General features: G+C 44.3%; 15 protein-coding genes. 4 read left to right on the plus strand and 11 right to left on the minus strand.

Annotated features, from left to right (window positions below; translation table 11 throughout):
* Positions 1–310 precede the first annotated feature (310 nt).
* The 3 genes from U0033_RS09565 to U0033_RS09575 form a co-directional block, all read right to left on the minus strand.
* Positions 311–1192, minus strand: a complete 882-nt coding sequence (locus tag U0033_RS09565) for a helix-turn-helix domain-containing protein (protein ID WP_072356955.1) — start codon at positions 1190–1192, stop codon at positions 311–313.
* A 256-nt stretch (positions 1193–1448) separates the two neighbouring features.
* Positions 1449–1883: a MarR family winged helix-turn-helix transcriptional regulator gene (locus U0033_RS09570; RefSeq protein ID WP_072356954.1), complete on the minus strand. Its 435-nt coding sequence runs from the start codon at positions 1881–1883 to the stop codon at positions 1449–1451.
* A 111-nt stretch (positions 1884–1994) separates the two neighbouring features.
* Positions 1995–4115 carry an endonuclease MutS2 gene (locus U0033_RS09575; protein WP_072356953.1) on the minus strand — a complete coding sequence of 707 codons (2121 nt, stop codon included), beginning with the start codon at positions 4113–4115 and terminating at the stop codon, positions 1995–1997.
* A 183-nt stretch (positions 4116–4298) separates the two neighbouring features.
* Between U0033_RS09575 and msrA the strand changes: the two genes are divergently transcribed.
* The 3 genes from msrA (at position 4299) to U0033_RS09590 (ending at position 6829) form a co-directional block, all read left to right on the plus strand.
* The gene (msrA, locus tag U0033_RS09580; protein ID WP_072356952.1) at positions 4299–4952 is read left to right on the plus strand and encodes a peptide-methionine (S)-S-oxide reductase MsrA; all 654 of its coding nucleotides are present in this window, start codon (positions 4299–4301) and stop codon (positions 4950–4952) included.
* A gap of 119 nt (positions 4953–5071) precedes the next feature.
* Positions 5072–5752, plus strand: a complete 681-nt coding sequence (locus tag U0033_RS09585; RefSeq protein WP_072356951.1) for a hypothetical protein — start codon at positions 5072–5074, stop codon at positions 5750–5752.
* Positions 5753–5779: 27 nt separating this feature from the next.
* Entirely contained in the window at positions 5780–6829 is a 1050-nt protein-coding gene (locus tag U0033_RS09590; RefSeq protein ID WP_177318524.1) for an SGNH/GDSL hydrolase family protein, read from the plus strand.
* A 51-nt stretch (positions 6830–6880) separates the two neighbouring features.
* Here the strand turns inward: U0033_RS09590 and U0033_RS09595 are convergent, their stop codons facing one another.
* Together U0033_RS09595 and U0033_RS09600 are read right to left on the minus strand one after the other, a co-directional pair.
* Entirely contained in the window at positions 6881–8053 is a 1173-nt protein-coding gene (locus tag U0033_RS09595) for an AGE family epimerase/isomerase (RefSeq protein ID WP_072356950.1), read from the minus strand.
* Between the two features lie 158 nt (positions 8054–8211).
* A complete protein-coding gene (locus U0033_RS09600; protein WP_072356949.1) occupies positions 8212–8412 on the minus strand; it encodes a hypothetical protein in 201 nt (66 codons plus the stop codon).
* 158 nt (positions 8413–8570) lie between these two features.
* Here U0033_RS09600 and U0033_RS09605 point away from each other — a divergent pair, with 158 nt between their 5' ends.
* The gene (locus U0033_RS09605; RefSeq protein WP_072357082.1) at positions 8571–8924 is read left to right on the plus strand and encodes a hypothetical protein; all 354 of its coding nucleotides are present in this window, start codon (positions 8571–8573) and stop codon (positions 8922–8924) included.
* Between the two features lie 111 nt (positions 8925–9035).
* Here U0033_RS09605 and U0033_RS09610 read toward each other — a convergent pair whose 3' ends face one another.
* The 6 genes from U0033_RS09610 to U0033_RS09635 all read right to left on the minus strand — a co-directional run bounded on the left by U0033_RS09610 (position 9036) and on the right by U0033_RS09635 (position 16424).
* Positions 9036–9722 (minus strand): glycoside hydrolase family protein, encoded by a 687-nt coding sequence (locus U0033_RS09610; RefSeq protein WP_218163974.1) that lies wholly within the window; start codon positions 9720–9722, stop codon positions 9036–9038.
* Positions 9723–9806: 84 nt separating this feature from the next.
* Positions 9807–10061 (minus strand): hypothetical protein, encoded by a 255-nt coding sequence (locus tag U0033_RS09615; protein WP_218163973.1) that lies wholly within the window; start codon positions 10059–10061, stop codon positions 9807–9809.
* A gap of 140 nt (positions 10062–10201) precedes the next feature.
* Positions 10202–11704, minus strand: coding sequence for a SusD/RagB family nutrient-binding outer membrane lipoprotein (locus U0033_RS09620; RefSeq protein WP_072356948.1), 1503 nt, complete (start codon positions 11702–11704; stop codon positions 10202–10204).
* A gap of 3 nt (positions 11705–11707) precedes the next feature.
* Positions 11708–14863 carry a SusC/RagA family TonB-linked outer membrane protein gene (locus U0033_RS09625; RefSeq protein ID WP_083571313.1) on the minus strand — a complete coding sequence of 1052 codons (3156 nt, stop codon included), beginning with the start codon at positions 14861–14863 and terminating at the stop codon, positions 11708–11710.
* 33 nt (positions 14864–14896) lie between these two features.
* Complete coding sequence (locus U0033_RS09630; RefSeq protein WP_072356946.1) at positions 14897–15820, minus strand: FecR family protein; 924 nt, start codon at positions 15818–15820, stop codon at positions 14897–14899.
* A 43-nt stretch (positions 15821–15863) separates the two neighbouring features.
* Positions 15864–16424: a sigma-70 family RNA polymerase sigma factor gene (locus U0033_RS09635; protein WP_072356945.1), complete on the minus strand. Its 561-nt coding sequence runs from the start codon at positions 16422–16424 to the stop codon at positions 15864–15866.
* Positions 16425–16471 lie beyond the last annotated feature (47 nt).

Genomic DNA, 16471 nt, shown 5'->3' on the forward strand with positions numbered 1-16471 from the left:
TCTCCATCCGCGTTAGCGGAAATCCCGGGCTAAAGCCCTCCCATTACGGTTGTTACCGGTTAATTAAATAACGACAGTTATTGGAGATAGAACAGTCACCCCGCCCGCCTGTTCCGGGAAGCCAGATGACAAAGTTTCGTGATTGGTTACTGCTAAGAGAAACTTGAACAGGTTAGCAGGAGAAATTTTGATACTTCATGTGCTAGTGGTTTTTAAGGACGACATTGTTTCAACATCATCATGTTATGATTATTATAACCTTACAAAAGTACAATGAGAATCAAGGATGTTCATTAAACTAATTGCGGTATTAATTGTACTTTTCCCGGATACTCTTTTGGAAGGTAGCAGGTGTATATCCTGTATGCTTTTTAAAGAAACGATTGAAATATCCATCATCCTCAAACTTAAGCTCCCACGCGATTTCCTTGATTGTATGTTCTCCGTAAAAAAGTAATCGCTTCGCTTCCATGATCCTTTTTTCGTCAATAATTTGCTTAGCGGTTTTTCCCAGCACTGCTTTAATTGTATCGTTCAGATGACCTGGTGTTACATACAACATATCTGCATAGTGCGCTACCTGCGTTTTATCCTTATAATGTACATCAGACAACTCGTCGAACTGGCGCACAATACGGTTTGGCAGCGTATCCGTTTGCATCGCAGCAATATCACGCTGTGGTAAGCGGGATATAGCAGCAATCAGTGAATGAAGCATATTCCGGATAATCAGGTCACGCAAAGGTTGAATAGATTCCATTTCTTTCAGCATGAGCCGTGCGAATCCCATAAGGTCTTTCAGTTGTGCGTCTGTCAGCTCAATCACAGGCGTACCGCATACGCAGCCCCAGCAAATAGGGCTACCTAATCCGGTTTCATTCACCAGGAATTCCTGTGAAAAAATAATATTAACGACCTCGCATAAACTATCTCCGGTATGCTGATGTACCTGATCGGGATATAACATCACGACTGCAGGGCCTTTGACAGTGTACTTTTCAAAGTCGATATATTGTGTTGTTTCACCTGACAGCACAAGCGTAATGCTGAAATGCTTACGGCGGTGTGGTTCTTTCAGATCTTCTGGTTGTACCAGGTAGGTAGTACGGTTGATAAAAAATCCTTTTAGTGGATTTTGTACATCAGCGCAGTCGTCAACATTATAAACTGGTATGACTACATTAGTCTTCATATCACATTCAGTTTAGTCGTTAAAAAGAAGAGGGCTCAGTTGTAAAAGTTCAGAGGCTTGCTATTCTAGCTACAGAATAAGCATGGATTAATTAGTCGGCAGGATTGTAATCAGTAGATGATTAGCAGATGATATCTGTTACATAGTGCGACAAAAGTATACCTTACATTTCATTTTTCATCGAACTATTTTAACATGATAAATATAATTATATCTGCAATTATAATTAGCCGGCTAATTAAATAAGTAAAAAATATTATTTCTTCAGATTTTCCAGCACCTGCATCAGCAGGCGTTTTAAAATGATCCTTTCTTCCATACTTAGTCCTTCCACCATTTGTTGCTCCAATTGGTTCCAGGTTTGTTCTGTGATATGCATAGCGGCTTCCTTACCTTTTTCAGTAAGCGAGACCCGAACTGCGCGCTGATCAGTACAGCATTTTTCCTTTACCAGGAAGCCATTTTTTTCCAGACGGTCCGCCATGCGGGTGACAGTCACGGGCGTAACTTCCATGTTGGTGGTCAGGTCACTGAGCATTATGCCGTTGTGACACAGTACCTGCTGTAAGAAGATCTCCTGGCCCGCGTGCAGGTTATATGCAGCAAGCATTTGATTCCCTTTATTCCTGTGCGCTTTGCCAATTTGTACCAACAGGTGACCCAGGGTACTGCACATAAGCGGTTTATTCATGAGGCAAATATAATAATTAGCCGGCTAATTAAAAGAGAAAGACAAAAAAAAGCGCCTTCCCCCCGGGAAAGCGCTTTTTTTTGGTGCTGGCCTGCAGCCGGCTTTTAAAAATTATTTAACTGATTCCTTTTCTTTTGGACGTTCTTTCACTAAAATCAGATCCGCCAGCGGCACATTCATCGGAATATTCCCCAGTTTCACAATTCCACGCTTATCCCTTATCTCGATCAGCGTACCCACCTGGCCATTGGTTTTAATCTTTACCATATTGCCCACTTCCAGGTTGCTGCCAACTACCTCCTGGAATTTATCCTGTACCTTCTTCTCCAGCTTATCATTAATGGCCTTCTCACGTTTTCTGAACAGCAGCGCTTCGGCCTGCTTCATCACCTTCTGCTTATCGTCAGAACGTTTCCACTCTACCACAATCTGCTTCATCTTGCGCTCCATATCCTTCAGATAGGCCAGTTCATCTTCTTTAATTTTATTCTGGAGCTTTAGCATTCCAAACTGCTGGTTCTTTCTTTCTTTATCAGAAAGCACCTCGTATTCACGCTTCAGGCGCTCGTTTTCACGCAGTAACTGCTGTAGTTCTTTCTCTTTTGCCTCCACCTTTTGCAGGTCCTGCTCAGCCTTATTCAAGAGTTTATCCAGCTGGAAATGACCTTCATCTACCAGGTTCCTGGCCCTGTTGATGAGGGATGGATGCAATCCTATTCGCTGTGCAATAGAGAATGTATAAGAGCTACCTGGCTTCCCAACGATCAGTTTGTACATTGGTGACAGGTTCTCTTCATCAAAGCCCATGGCTCCGTTGATGATGCCTTTCACCTTATTTGCCATTACTTTCAGGTTCAGGTAGTGAGTAGTCACAATACCATAGGCGTGCTTCTTGGCCATCTCTTCCATGATCACCTCCGCAAAGGCACCACCCAGGTTCGGGTCAGAACCACTTCCCAGCTCATCGATGAAAAAGAGGGTCTTACCATTCGCATTCTCCATGAAGTACTTCATATTCTTGAGGTGCGAACTATAAGTACTCAATTCAAATTCGAGTGACTGCGTATCCCCGATATGGATCATCAGTTGTCTGAAAATGCCGATCTGAGAGCTCGGATGTACCGGTACCAGCAGCCCTGACTGCAGCATCAGCTGAATCAGGCCGACTGTTTTCATGGTCACCGTTTTACCACCTGCATTCGGTCCGCTGATCACGAGAATATGACTGTTATTATCCAGCGTGAGGTTGATTGGAATGGTCGGTTTGGCATTACGGCGGTTGTACAACAGCAACAATGGGTGATACGCATCTACCAGGTGAAGTTGCGCGCCGGGGGTAAGCATGGGGTAATTGGCATCCATATCCAGTGCCAGCTTAGCTTTGGCACGGATAAAGTCGTAAGTACCCAGAATAATATGATAGTTGTTCAGCAGCAATGAATGCTTTGAAAGATCAGCTGTCAGTGTACGCAATATCTTGTACAACTCACGGTTCTCATCTCTTTCCAGGGCTGCCACATCATTATTCAGTTCAATGGTTTCTTCCGGCTCTACGAAGGCGGTACGACGGGTATCGGATTCTCCGTGAAGAATACCTTTAACCATACGTTTGTTCTCTGCATAGATAGCTACCACCCTTCTGCCATTCAGAAAAGCTTCACCAGTATCAGCGAGGTAGCCCAGTTTGCTGAGTTTAGACAGACTACGGTCAAATGCACGACGCAGTTCATTCCGCTTGCGGAACAGGGCCATACGGATCCTGGACAATTCCGGGGTCGCGTTATCCCTGACCATCCCTGCTTCATCCAGGATCTCATCAATGATCAGAATGATCTTCTTTTCGTATTGGGTATGAGTGATCACCTCGAACAGACCTGCATAAGTAACACGTCTGTCATGATCAAAAAAGCGTACAATACTGCCCATGCTTTCGGCCAGCTTGCGTAACTGCATTACCTGCTCGCCGCTCAATACGGCTCCCTGGATGCCCAGAAGGCGGAGTTCACTTTTCAGGTTCAGTACATAATCGTTGGGAAAATGTTCCTGCAGCAGGGTGAGCTGCTTATATTCGTGCGCCTGCTGTAATGCTGTTTTTACGTAGTCAATGTGGGTATGTAAACGCAGTTCCTGCGCCATTTCTTTACCCAGCTCCGTTTTACAATGTTCCTCCAACAAGGCTTGTACCTTGTCGAATTCCAGCTGTACTAAGGCTGAATCGGGAAAATACTTCATCTTAAATTTAATTCCATACAAAGCCTGTGCTTACATTACACAGGCGGTTAAAATTGGCTTTTGGCCTTCAAAAGAATGTTAAAGTTAATTAACTTGACGATCTGTTACATCAATATTATCGTAATTTAACTTGTTAGGGGTCGAAGTCCTTACGCGTACAAAACTACTCCAAACAATAAAATTATGCGAAGATACTCATTATTAAGTTGTTTGCTGGCAATTACCTTCCTGGCCTGTGCCCAAAGCAAACAAAAGGAAAATGTACCAGGAGATCAAAAAGTGGCTAAAAACGAAAAAGTGGAGACCGCAACTTTCGGTGGCGGCTGTTTCTGGTGTACAGAAGCACAATTCCAGTACCTGGATGGGGTACTGAAAGTAGAGTCAGGCTTTTCCGGTGGAACCGTAGCCAACCCCAGTTATGAAGAAGTATGTACTGGTACCACGGGCCATGCCGAGGTTATCCAGGTTACTTATGACCCGGCCAAAGTCTCTTATGACGAATTGCTGAAAGCATTCTGGACCGCCCATGATCCCACCCAGCTGAACCGACAGGGAAATGATGTAGGTACCCAGTACCGGTCCGTGATCTTCTATCACAACGAAGAACAACGTAAACTGGCAGAGGAGTATAAAGTCAAACTGGACAAATCCGGTGCTTATGATAAGCCTGTAGTGACAGAGATCGCCCCGTTTACAAAGTTCTACAAAGCGGAAGACTATCACCAGAATTACTATAAGGAAAACGGTGAGCAGCCCTATTGTCACTTTGTAATAGCACCAAAGCTGGAAAAATTCAAAAAGGTATTTAAGGATAAGCTTAAGCCGGGAGCGAATTAATTGTATTCAAAAAAAGGCCTTGTCATTGCGACAAGGCCTTTTTTGTTAACAGAGAAATTTTTAATTATATATATTAAATAATTAATTATATTGCTAGTACAATCCCAACCTATGCTAATATGAATCACGTTACTACTCAATCCCTATTTTCGCTGATCCGCCGCGATGCTGTTTTAATTTCATTTCTGGAAACCGGTACCATATCAATAGGAGAAAGATTCCTGAACGATCCCAGATACAATGAACCAGCATTACTTCAAATCATCGCCCCTCATTTTGAACCTGTCTTTACCGCTGCAGTAATTAGCTGTCTGCAAATGAAAGATACCCAGATGATGCGTGACCTGATGGCGAATCCACTCCTTCTTGATGACTGTCACGAGGAAAAAAGTTACACCGCTATTCTGCAATTCCTGAATGAAAGAGAAAGCCTGCTATTGTCTGTAAGACACCAACTGCAACTGGCACAGCCTATTGATGCCGTGGCACTGGAAGCAACGGCAGACGCTGTGTATATTGACCTGCTCAATTTACTGCCGGATGAATTTCATTCCTTCCGCACAGAGTATTGTAAAGAAGTGATGAAAACCGCCCGTATTCTGGCGAAGAAACATCACAAAATGGCCATCACGATGCTTTCTAATATACTGGAGCTGAAATGTGATACACCTTCACACCTGCAGGCAGAGCGGCTGTATAACGAATTACAGACCGAAATGCCTGAACTGAGCAGGCAAATTCCAGCTGCACGTACATCCATCTGGGTAACGATTGGCAGTATATATTCTAAGTTATTTTAGTATTTTTCGCAGAGATTTATTTCTGCTATGATACACCGTATTTTATTTTCACTGCTCATCCTATGCAGCCTGCAAACCTCTGCCCAGGAGACGATTGACTACCGGGCCAACCATCCTTATATCCAATACACAGGTCGTGTTGTAAAGCCCAGTTTTGTGAGATATCGTTTCTGGCAACCGGGTGTTTATATCCGCGCAAAGTTCAGTGGCACTTATTGTAACATTGTGATTGAAGATGAAGTACGGTATAACCAACACAATTACCTGGCTATCCAGGTTGATGACCAACCTGCCAGGAGAATAGAGATCACTTCTGTTCATAACGTTATTAAAGCCGCCTCCAACCTGCCCGATGGAGAACACATGATCACCATCTGTAAAAATACAGAGGCAGGTATTGGCTACCTGGATTTTCTCGGTTTCCAGTGTGCAAAGTTATTACCAATTACCTCCACGCCTTCTCGGAGACTTGAATTTATTGGTAATTCTATCACCTGTGGTACCGGCAGCGATCAGTCTTCCTTTCCATGCGGAACGGGGCAATGGTATGACCAGCACAATGCTTACATGAGTTACGGTCCGCTAACCGCACGTAACCTGGATGCAAAGTGGATGCTGTCTTCTGTATCAGGAATCGGATTGATTCATAGTTGCTGCGATATGAAAATTACCATGCCACAGGTCTTTGATAAGATCAATATGCGGGATGATTCCCTGAAATGGAACTTTGAAACATATCAGCCACATGTTGTAACGGTTTGCCTGGGTCAGAATGACGGTAAGCAGGATGCTGCTACCTTCTGTAAAGCGTATGTGCAATTTATACGCACACTGAGAGGTTACTATCCGGATGCCAGCATAATACTCCTCAGTAGCCCGATGGCGGATGCTGAACTAAGTACAATATTGAAATCCAATATCAAAAAAACAGTCGCCACCTGTGGCGATAAAAATGTGTCTTATTATTTCTTTTCCAAAAGATACCATGGGGGTTGTGGAGATCATCCCACACTGGAAGAACACAAGCTAATAGCCGGGGAGCTGACTGCTTACATCAAAAAATTAAAAGGATGGTAATAAAATAAATAAGGCCGGCTACTAATGCCGGCCTTTATGCTCATATACGTGTTAAACAGTTCGGTGAATAAGCTCCAGACATGCCCTGCTATTGTGATAGGGGCATTTCCAGAACCCTGCTTTATCTTGCCCGGCCATGACAACATGATCTGCTGTAACGCCCCAGAACCACTCTCCTTTTGCATTATCAATGATATATTTTTTCACAAATTCCCAGTTATTCAGAGAGAGGTGTAAATATTTCTCTTCCCCACTTAGTTGCCAGGCATTGAAAAATCCCACCATTGCTTCTGCCTGCACCCACCAATGTTTTTCACTGTTGTCATCTTCATATTGCAGGCTACCATCCACAGCGATGCCGGCTATCGCTGCCCGCGCCATGTTAAGAGTATTCGCTTTTACCTGCTGCAGTATTTGCTCATCTGCCAATACCTCGGCTGCGTCCTGCAATAACCAGGATGTTTCTATATCATGGCCATAAGAAATCACCGATGATTGGGGATTCCATGCCTTATCGAAAAATAAGATCTGCTGATGTCTGACAGGGTCGATGATCTTGTGTAAAAAGAGTTCAATCAGTTCGTGGATTTTTTTTCGCAACTCCACATCCGGCCAGACACGATACAGATTAGTATATGCTTCCAGGACGTGTAAATGTGTATTCATCGTCTTAGCCGCATTATCATCTTTTGCACTCAGGCGCAGATCATCAATTGGCCCCCACTCCCTTGAAAATGCCTCATAATAACCACCATGTACCGGATCATAGCTATGCTTTTCCAGCAAGCGGTATATACTAATAGCCCATTCCAGTACTTCTGTTGAAGGCCGAATGCTATAGTACTCACTCAGGGCATAGATCAGGAAAGCTTGCCCATATACCTGTTTGCGCGTTTCCAGCGGTTCACCGCCAGCATTAACAGACCAGTAGACGCCTCCGGACACAGGGTCCTGTATGTATGTACGGATGTATTGATAGGCTCTTTCAGCCAGGTTCAAATATGCAGGTGTAGGATTAAATTTATAAGCTGCGGAAAAGCTCCACAATATGCGGCTGTTTAGTACTGATCCTTTGGGGCTACCTTGTAGTACATTGTTATTATTATCTATTGCCCCATAAAATCCACCGTTTGTTGTGTCAACTGTAAATTGTTGCCAGTAGAGCAGGATATCATATAATGCTGTGGTAAGTTCCTCTCTGTAAGCCACTAATCGCTTGTTCATAGTTTTTCGGAAACGAGGTGCTGTTTCTTCAAAGCTAGGCTTATTCCGCATGCGGGAATAATACTTTTTTATCTAAATATTGACTTTATAAACCAAAAGGTCATTCCAAGGTTATTGACCCTGAAATGACCTTTTGATAAATACATTCCACTGTATTATTATGCCATATGCTCATTAATCATATGATTCACTTTCTTATGGGTTTTGCGGAAATGTTTTTTGGCAATACGACGGCCTTCATCGGCTGTTTCGTTCAGATCATCCATAAGCTTTTCTGCACGGCTTCTGTTAGTCAGATAAATGATTACACCTGCTGCTGCAGCACCTACGATAGAGGCTGCTATTAATGCCTTTTTCATATCTCAACTTTTTTGGTTCGTTAGAGATATTACAAGAGTTATACCAATTGATGCCAGATTATTTATTTTTGCGTCTTCAATCAAAATCAACAATGCCTGAAACCACCGTTACCCAGGAAAAAAATCCTGCTTACAGTATTCCCTTAAAATACCGGAAAATGGAAAATTTACATATCGTTTTCTGGTTGCTCAAAGATATCAGCTGGTGCATGGTATGGCCCGTACTGGGAATTATTATGATCTTTCCGACCCTGATCATTTCCATCGTGATTGCCTGGCGCACACGACAGTTTATGTCTGAACTGTGCCATAACCTGGCAATTACAGTCTGGATCACAGCGAACTCATATTGGATGATCAGCGAGTTTATGCATTTTGATACAGAGATCCTGTTCGGGAGTATTACCTACAAGCACCTTGCCTTGATTCCTTTCCTGACGGGGGTAGTGATACTGGCTTTCTATTATTTTATTCATAGGCCAAAGCATCCTGAAGAGCAGGAGACGATGTAAAAAAATGAGGTGTATTAAAAGTAATTTGAAGGCATTCTGAATTTCAAAACAACGCGCTAAGTCTGGTGTCCGAATTAAACCCGGAAATTAATTTTAATACAAGCTCAATTATTATTTTGAGGGCAGGTAAAAATCAAACGGCGCATCCCTGTCACAAGTCAGCGTACCATTTTCGAATTTCAACTCCGCAACCTGTATACTGGAACGACGAATGGAATAAGGTTGTATACCATCTTCATTCACCGGACTTTCACTATGTACTTTTCTTCCCGGATGGGTGAAGTAAATCACGTATGCCTGATCGCCGGTTACAACAACATCACCATGTGCACCTGTTGGCGTATCATCTTTGCGCTTACCGGGAACGTCTAAGATCAATCCCTGCCGGGTCCAGGTATTCAGGTCTTCGGAGCGGTATACGCGCATGCCATGCCATTCGTCGGTGACCATCCAATAATAGTCTTTGAAGCGGAAAACCTTAGGCCCTTCGTGGCCATTACCCCCAATGGCAGGCTCGGTACCGGCATAGGTCCATTTATTAAGATCCTTGCTGCTGGCCATCATGGTGTGAGAGCCATGGTCTTCGTCTTTGTACCAGATGCGCCAGGTTTTATCAGGAAGCTGAAACAAGGTAGGATCGATCACTTTTTCGGAAGTCAGCTGCGGGAAGCCTTCAAACTTCCAATCCCACATATCTTTGCTTGTATAGTGTGCAATACGCGCATGACCACCCCAGTTACCGCGAACGCCCTGGATGTACGCCACAAACATGTGGTAGGTGCCGTTATTGAATACCACATCCGGTGCCCAGAAAGTATTTTCACCTTTTTCAAATTCAAGGTTGAGGGCACCTCTGTAAACCCAGGTATGACCATTATCTTTTTATTCAGCGATGCCGATTTTACTGCCGTAGCAATAGGCAACGTTTTCTGCGTCTACACTGGCACGGCGCTGGGTGTAGAGCATCCACCAGGCTTTCTCCCTGTCGTTCCATATTAGGGTGGGATCGGCTGCGCCGTCGAAAATTGGATCGCGGAAAAGTGGTGCTGGTGCCTGGTGCCCAAGTTTTGACTGGGCTTTGCAGCCTATGAATGGCAGACCCGTTGCCAGGAATAAGACAAGATAAAGTTTATACATAGTGGAATGCATGATTATGAGTGTGCGAATTACAAATAATTTAGGAGATATTATAATGATTTATTGCCTGTAGTAGCATAGCAGGATTTTCTTATTTGCTGTTGCAAAAATAGCAGACCCGGTTCCAGATAAATACAAAATTATTTATTCCACCACACCGGTCGCATCCAGTCATTACTCCCTCCTAACCTATTTATTGCAACCTGGTAATTCACCGGGTTTGACAATGCCTCTGTTGCAGGATAAAATAATCTTCCAGGCAAATGCCCACCAGTCTCTGATTCTCCATTCACATCTACCACAGGATTTAATACAGGATACCCCGTTCTCCGCATATTGGCATAAGCCTCGTATCCATTCGGAAATAAAGCCACCCATTTCTGCATGCTGATATTTTCTATTGCTTTTTCAACAGATAAAGGGTGTGCAGATACAAAACTATTAATCCTATCTGCTGACAATGGCACCATGCCCGGATATATTTCCAGCTGGTGCATTGCCGCCCTCAATCCTGCCTGATAATGGCTGTTCGCATCCTCCCCGACCCACCCTCTCACTGCAGCTTCTGCCACTAAAAATTCAACCTCTGCGTAACCCATATGTAACCATGATCCTCCCTGCTGATAAAAAGGCGCATTGATGTGGCAATATTTATCCGCCTGCCCGACCACTTCTCCGTTTTCACCTATAAAATCTTTCCAATCCTCCCACCAGTACAGGCCTGGTTGAATAGGCAAATAATTGGTCACACTATCTGTATTAACGAAGAACATCCCTAATCTGGGATCGTTTTCCGCCTTGAGATAATTCACAAAGGTGGTGGTGCCAATTGTATACCTATAAGCCGCTTCTTCCTGCAAAGCCTGCGCATAGCCATTACCACGCAGATCAGGATAGCTGTAATCTTCATGGATCATCACAAAATTATCATCATTACTTTGCATTACACCGCCCGCATATGCAGCAAGTGCCTGTGTTCTGGCCAATTCCGGTGCTGCTTTAGATAGCCGCATTGCCAAACGCAATTGAAGTGAACGGGCCATCCGTTTCCATTTGGTAAGATTACCATTGTAAACAATATCATTGGTAATGACCGGCTGACTATCGTTGAACTGATGAATAGCCGCTTCCAATTCTGTAAAAAAGTCTTTGTAAATAGTAGCCTGTTCATCATAAACAGGCGTGTATAATTTATCATAATAAGCCAGTCCTGCCTGGAAATAGGGAATATCACCATAGGCATCTGTCAATAATGAAAAGATGTAAACTTTCAATACCCTGGCTCCTGCTACATAATTTGCCTGGGTACTATCATGCTGATGTTGAGCCAGCAGATCTGCCAGTTGCCTGATGCACTTTCCATAATAACAGGACCACATCAATCCGTTATAAAACTCATCTCTTACATATTTACCTCCTGTACGCATGCCATAGGTACCACCTACATATTGCACCATTGGCTGAAAAATATACAGGTTAGGATAGCCCATTTCCCTCCCCCCATCCAGCTGGTAAGCTGCTGCGGTCAATTGCGCTCCTGCTGCAATGGTACCACTATTCACAGGGTCTGTATTAATAACATCAAAATTCGTGGTACAACTACTACTTAATATAATGATCAGGCAATAAAGGTAAGATTTCATGTTTTAAAATTTTGCATGCAGGGTGATACCATAGGCGCTACGGGTAGGCAATGAGCCATATTCAAAGCCCTGTCCATCTCCATTATTATAACTGGATTCAGGATCTATATTCGGTATATGTTTACTTAATGTCAGCACATTTCTGGCTGTCACAGCTACAGCTACATTTTCCAATACCTTATACCCAAGTGTGAGTTCGCGGATTTTCACCATACTGGCATCGTATATAAATGGTTCCGGAATATTTTCTGATACCCTTGTCCAGTAAGTTTCGGGATTCACATAGCCTTCCACTTCCTGGTATTGCGGTCTGTTCGGTGCAATCACCTTCACTCCCTTCATATGCAGTCCTCCTGTGGGTGTCCAGTTAACACCTGCAACACCCGCTGCGACTCTTTCCCGCTCAGATCTTGCCCAGCCTTCACGTCCTTCCAGGCTACCTTTTTGCTGCCCCTTTTGATAGGCTAATAAATTCGTCATGGAAAAGATCTTACCGCCCTGCCTGATGTCTAACAATACTGCAAAGGACCATCGGCGATAGTTAAATGTATTCGTGATACCGCCTATCCAGTTGTATTGCGTACTACCGAGATTATAATCAGCAGCAGTATATTGTGGTAAATTGTTTGCATCCAGGATCAATCGCCCTTTATCATCCCGTAGAAATTTCCTGCCGGTGATCATACCATAGGCAGCGCCGGCTTTTGCAATGATACTCGCATTGCCCCAGCGGGCAGTAGCCAGCGTGTAGTAATCGGAAACCAGGGAACTGAGGGAAATAATCTTATTCTTATTCCGTGCAAAGTTCACATTCACCTGCCAGGTGAAATCTTTATGGCATACCGGGCGGCCGCCTAAGGCTATTTCCAGCCCCTCGTTGGATACATTACCTGAATTGATCACCGCACTGGTGTAACCACTGGTTGGGGAGATCGGCGCATTCAGGATCTGGTTGCGGGTATTGGAATGATACCAGGTCAGGTCTACCTGAATGCGGTTATTATAAAACACCATATTCAATCCTGTTTCATAAGAACGCGTGAGACTAGGCTTCAGGTTTTCATAAGGCACTTTGTCCGTTGCCACCCCGCCAATCAAATAGCCTCCTACACTGGGGATATTTGGATTAGTTGCATAAGTCAGTGCCGTTTGATAAGGGGCAACGGCATCCGTACCTGTCTGTGCAATGCTCGCTCTCAGTTTTCCAAATGACAGTATGCTGATGGAAGGGAGTAAGGAAGAAAACACAAAGCTGGCCGAAGCAGAAGGATAAAAATAGGCATTGTGCCCTGCGGACAATGTAGAAGACCAATCATTACGCCCGGTCAGATCCAGGTATAAAAAATCATTATAGCCCAGGGTGACGGCACCATACACCGAATTGATCCGCTTTCTGTACAATTGATGATTTCCCAGTTGGGTATTAAAATTACTGAGGTCTTTGGCACCTCTTATTTTCATACCCCTGCCCGTTTCATTTCGCAGGTCTTCTTTATAATCCATCCTATTGGTACCCACATTGACTTCCAGTGAAAGCTTACCCCATTGTTTATGGTAATTCACTAAAAGATCTGAGTTTGTTTCCTGCAGATTCCGATGCAGCATCGCAATACCACCCGTTGTATAATAAGGTGTGGAATATTCCATAAACTCAGTAAAGTTGAACCGCGAGTAATCAGTACCTGTACGACCCTGGATATAGAGCCCCGGCCATAACTGGTACTTTATTAATACAAACCCGTTAAACCGCCGCTGCGTACTGTTATTCGGTTGTTCATTGATAGCCCAGTATGGATTTACCTGGTAAGCATTGTTATTCCAGTTGATATAATTACCACTGACGGGATCTTTATAAGTTTTTAACCACCGGATATCAATATTAGGGGCAATACCACTTAAAACATACCCGATATTATTAGGATTATCAGAGAGTGCAGGGCGGTTATATACATCTTCAGAAAGATAAGTTCCTTTTGCATCTACAGTCAACCCGGCAGATAGCTTGGCACTACACCTAAGGGATATATAATGCCGGTTTAGCTTACTGAGAGGAATAATATCGTTTTCCCTTACATTGCTGTAAGCCGCACGTACCTGCACTTTGTCACTGCCAGTAGAGAGCGACACAGTATTAGCCAGGGTCAGTCCTTTGCGGAAGAATTTACTGATCGCATTGCTGGCATTTACATAAGGCACCTTGCTGCCATCCCAGATCACAACCGTGCTATCCTTATTCATTTCAGGCCCCCAGCTTGTCTGGGCATCTACCCTTGCAGTAGAAATATCCTTCGGCAGCATTCCATCCTGCCCGCTTCCATAGGTATGCTGGAAATCGTAATTGTCATTGAGTATTTCCACCAAAGTATTTGAGGTATATGCCACAGAAAATCCTTTAGCACCTTTTTTAGTAGTGATGAGCATGACTCCGTTTGCAGCACGGCTACCGTACAATGCAGAAGCAGCCCCGCCTTTTAGTATAGAGATGCTGGCTATTTCATCAGGATTGATTATAGAAGTACCATCTCCCAGGTCGTAGCCCCCATATTTATCTGCCTGACCTGGAGATGAATTATTGACAGGGATACCATCTATTACAAACAGGGGAGTATTATCGCCGCCAATGATCTTCAAGCCCCTGAGGGTAACTTTAGTAGCTCCTCCTACCCCACTATTGACAGGGCTGATATTCAATCCGCTGACTCTCCCCGCCAGGGAGTTGACAGGATTTGTGGTAAAGGTTTGCGGCCCCAGGTCGGTGTAGGCATAGCCTAAAGATTGTTGTTGACGGCTGATGCCTAACGCAGTTATGACGACCGGATTGATATCAATAACACGGGGTGGCATTACAGGCATTGGCGTGCCCTTTTTCAGGATGATGATCTGTTTGCCTATAGTTCGTAACTCATAGAGCGAAGATGGAAAAATCACGTCTAAAATCGTCGGCAAAGACACATTATCCCAATGGATGGTAATACGTTCGTTCACATCAACAATATCATTCCGGTAGGCAAATAAAACGCCTGCCTGTTTTTCGACGAGACGGAGTACGGAAAATATGGGTTCATTTACCACATGAATGCTTAGCTTTTCCTGCGCTTTTACGCAGAGACACATGAGGAGGGATAGCGTGAGTAAACAGCAAATGGCTTTGGTTTTCATAATAGGCGTAACAGTGATCAGTAGGGCTGACCGCTATTGCTCCAATAACGCATTGAGTACCTGCTGTACTTCTTTTGCTGACATGTTTTGGAAGTTGGCCGTGATCTTTTTCTTCCTGAATGTGCTGTCTGGCAATGTAATGTTCACCTGGAAATACGCAGACAATGCCGTTGCCACTGTACCGGCTTCTTCGTTGGTAAAAGACAGGTTAGGCTGAAGTAGCTTACCGGCTGATGTAACCTGGGCAGCGAGGCCCCGGGTCAGGATCAGGGTATCAGTGTGAGTGGTAAGGCGCACCTTTCCTTCCCGCACATCTACTTTTTCTGTTGTGCCACTGACTTTTACATGAAATGAGGTACCGAGTACTGTGACCGTGGAGCGTGGCAGCTGTACAATAAATGTACGCTTTTCATCCGGTGAAATAGAAAAATATGCTTCCCCCTGAGTAAGAGAAACGCAGCGCCGGGTAAAGGCAGGGTCATATTCCAGGGTGGTTGCGGGCTGGGCCTGGATGGTAGAGCCATCGGGCAGGGTAACCCTTTCAACTTTTAATGCATGAATAGCAATGTGTTGTTCCCTGGCAGTCCACAAATAAATACCTGTCACGACTATTAAAGATAAACTGGCTGCCACCCAGGCATATTTTGTAAAAGGTAAAAATGGAGCAGTAACACCGGGTGCTTCTTCCCGTGTACTGCTCGCTATTTCCCTCTTTAATTCAACAACGTGAGCCGATGGATCAGAAATTTGCTGAGACAGGGCCTGCCATTCCTCCTCCCGGTTAAATGGTGTTGGAGGCATGTCAGCTGCTGCATCCCATAACTGCTTTAGTTCAGCATAAAGCATACGGTTTGCGGCAGATTGTTGTAGCCATTGCCCCAGTGCTGCCTGTTTCGCTGTGTTTGCAGGGTCTGACAGGCAGTCAATTATAAATTCCCTTGGATCATCAACACGCATGATTGTATATTAATTATGACAGTTCAGTAAGGAGGTACTTTGATTATTTACCGGTCTTTTTTTCACCCAGCAAGTGGAGGCGAAGGTGTTTTAGTGCGACAGAGAGCTGAAAGTACACAGTATTGAGTGTAATGTTTAGTTTTTCAGCGATTTCCGATGGCTCCAGGCCCTGGACCCGGCTGAGTAAGAAGATCTCTTTGCAACGGGGGGCGAGGCCCTGGACCAAGTGGATTATTTCCTTTTGTAAGAGGATATAATCAGCGGTTTCGTACAACGAGGCAGGGTCTGCCTGCCATTGCAGGATGTCTTCGCTGACATGCCTGGATTGACGCTTTAACTCGTTGATGGCCCGGTTGGTAACAGCCCGGAAAAGGTAGTGCCGGACATTGCCTGTAATGGTGAGTGAAGCCCCTTTTTCCCAGAGATGTACGAACAGGTTGTGTACCAGATCTTTGGCAAGAGATTCATCTTTTACCCATCGGTAGGCAAGCAGGAACAGGTCTTCACTATAAGTGAGATAGAGATGCTTAAAGACTTCCATATTCCGGTCGCGGAGGCCTTCGGTTGCGGTTGCGGCAGAAATTTCAGTTCCGTACCAGGTCATTTTGATTGTGTCTGGCGGGTAAAATATTACTATTTACTGAAATAATG

Origin of the sequence: Chitinophaga sancti (assembly GCF_034424315.1) — a bacterium.
Classification (GTDB): domain Bacteria; phylum Bacteroidota; class Bacteroidia; order Chitinophagales; family Chitinophagaceae; genus Chitinophaga; species Chitinophaga sancti.

Excerpts from the sequence above, each read along its gene's own strand:
- U0033_RS09565 (WP_072356955.1), bottom strand. The coding sequence starts at position 1,192 with ATGAAGACTAATGTAGTCATACCAGTTTATAATGTTGACGACTGCGCT.
- U0033_RS09570 (WP_072356954.1), bottom strand. The coding sequence starts at position 1,883 with ATGAATAAACCGCTTATGTGCAGTACCCTGGGTCACCTGTTGGTACAA.
- U0033_RS09575 (WP_072356953.1), bottom strand. The coding sequence starts at position 4,115 with ATGAAGTATTTTCCCGATTCAGCCTTAGTACAGCTGGAATTCGACAAG.
- msrA (WP_072356952.1), top strand. The coding sequence starts at position 4,299 with ATGCGAAGATACTCATTATTAAGTTGTTTGCTGGCAATTACCTTCCTG.
- U0033_RS09585 (WP_072356951.1), top strand. The coding sequence starts at position 5,072 with ATGAATCACGTTACTACTCAATCCCTATTTTCGCTGATCCGCCGCGAT.
- U0033_RS09590 (WP_177318524.1), top strand. The coding sequence starts at position 5,780 with ATGATACACCGTATTTTATTTTCACTGCTCATCCTATGCAGCCTGCAA.
- U0033_RS09595 (WP_072356950.1), bottom strand. The coding sequence starts at position 8,053 with ATGAACAAGCGATTAGTGGCTTACAGAGAGGAACTTACCACAGCATTA.
- U0033_RS09600 (WP_072356949.1), bottom strand. The coding sequence starts at position 8,412 with ATGAAAAAGGCATTAATAGCAGCCTCTATCGTAGGTGCTGCAGCAGCA.
- U0033_RS09605 (WP_072357082.1), top strand. The coding sequence starts at position 8,571 with ATGGAAAATTTACATATCGTTTTCTGGTTGCTCAAAGATATCAGCTGG.
- U0033_RS09615 (WP_218163973.1), bottom strand. The coding sequence starts at position 10,061 with ATGTATAAACTTTATCTTGTCTTATTCCTGGCAACGGGTCTGCCATTC.
- U0033_RS09620 (WP_072356948.1), bottom strand. The coding sequence starts at position 11,704 with ATGAAATCTTACCTTTATTGCCTGATCATTATATTAAGTAGTAGTTGT.
- U0033_RS09625 (WP_083571313.1), bottom strand. The coding sequence starts at position 14,863 with ATGAAAACCAAAGCCATTTGCTGTTTACTCACGCTATCCCTCCTCATG.
- U0033_RS09630 (WP_072356946.1), bottom strand. The coding sequence starts at position 15,820 with ATGCGTGTTGATGATCCAAGGGAATTTATAATTGACTGCCTGTCAGAC.
- U0033_RS09635 (WP_072356945.1), bottom strand. The coding sequence starts at position 16,424 with ATGACCTGGTACGGAACTGAAATTTCTGCCGCAACCGCAACCGAAGGC.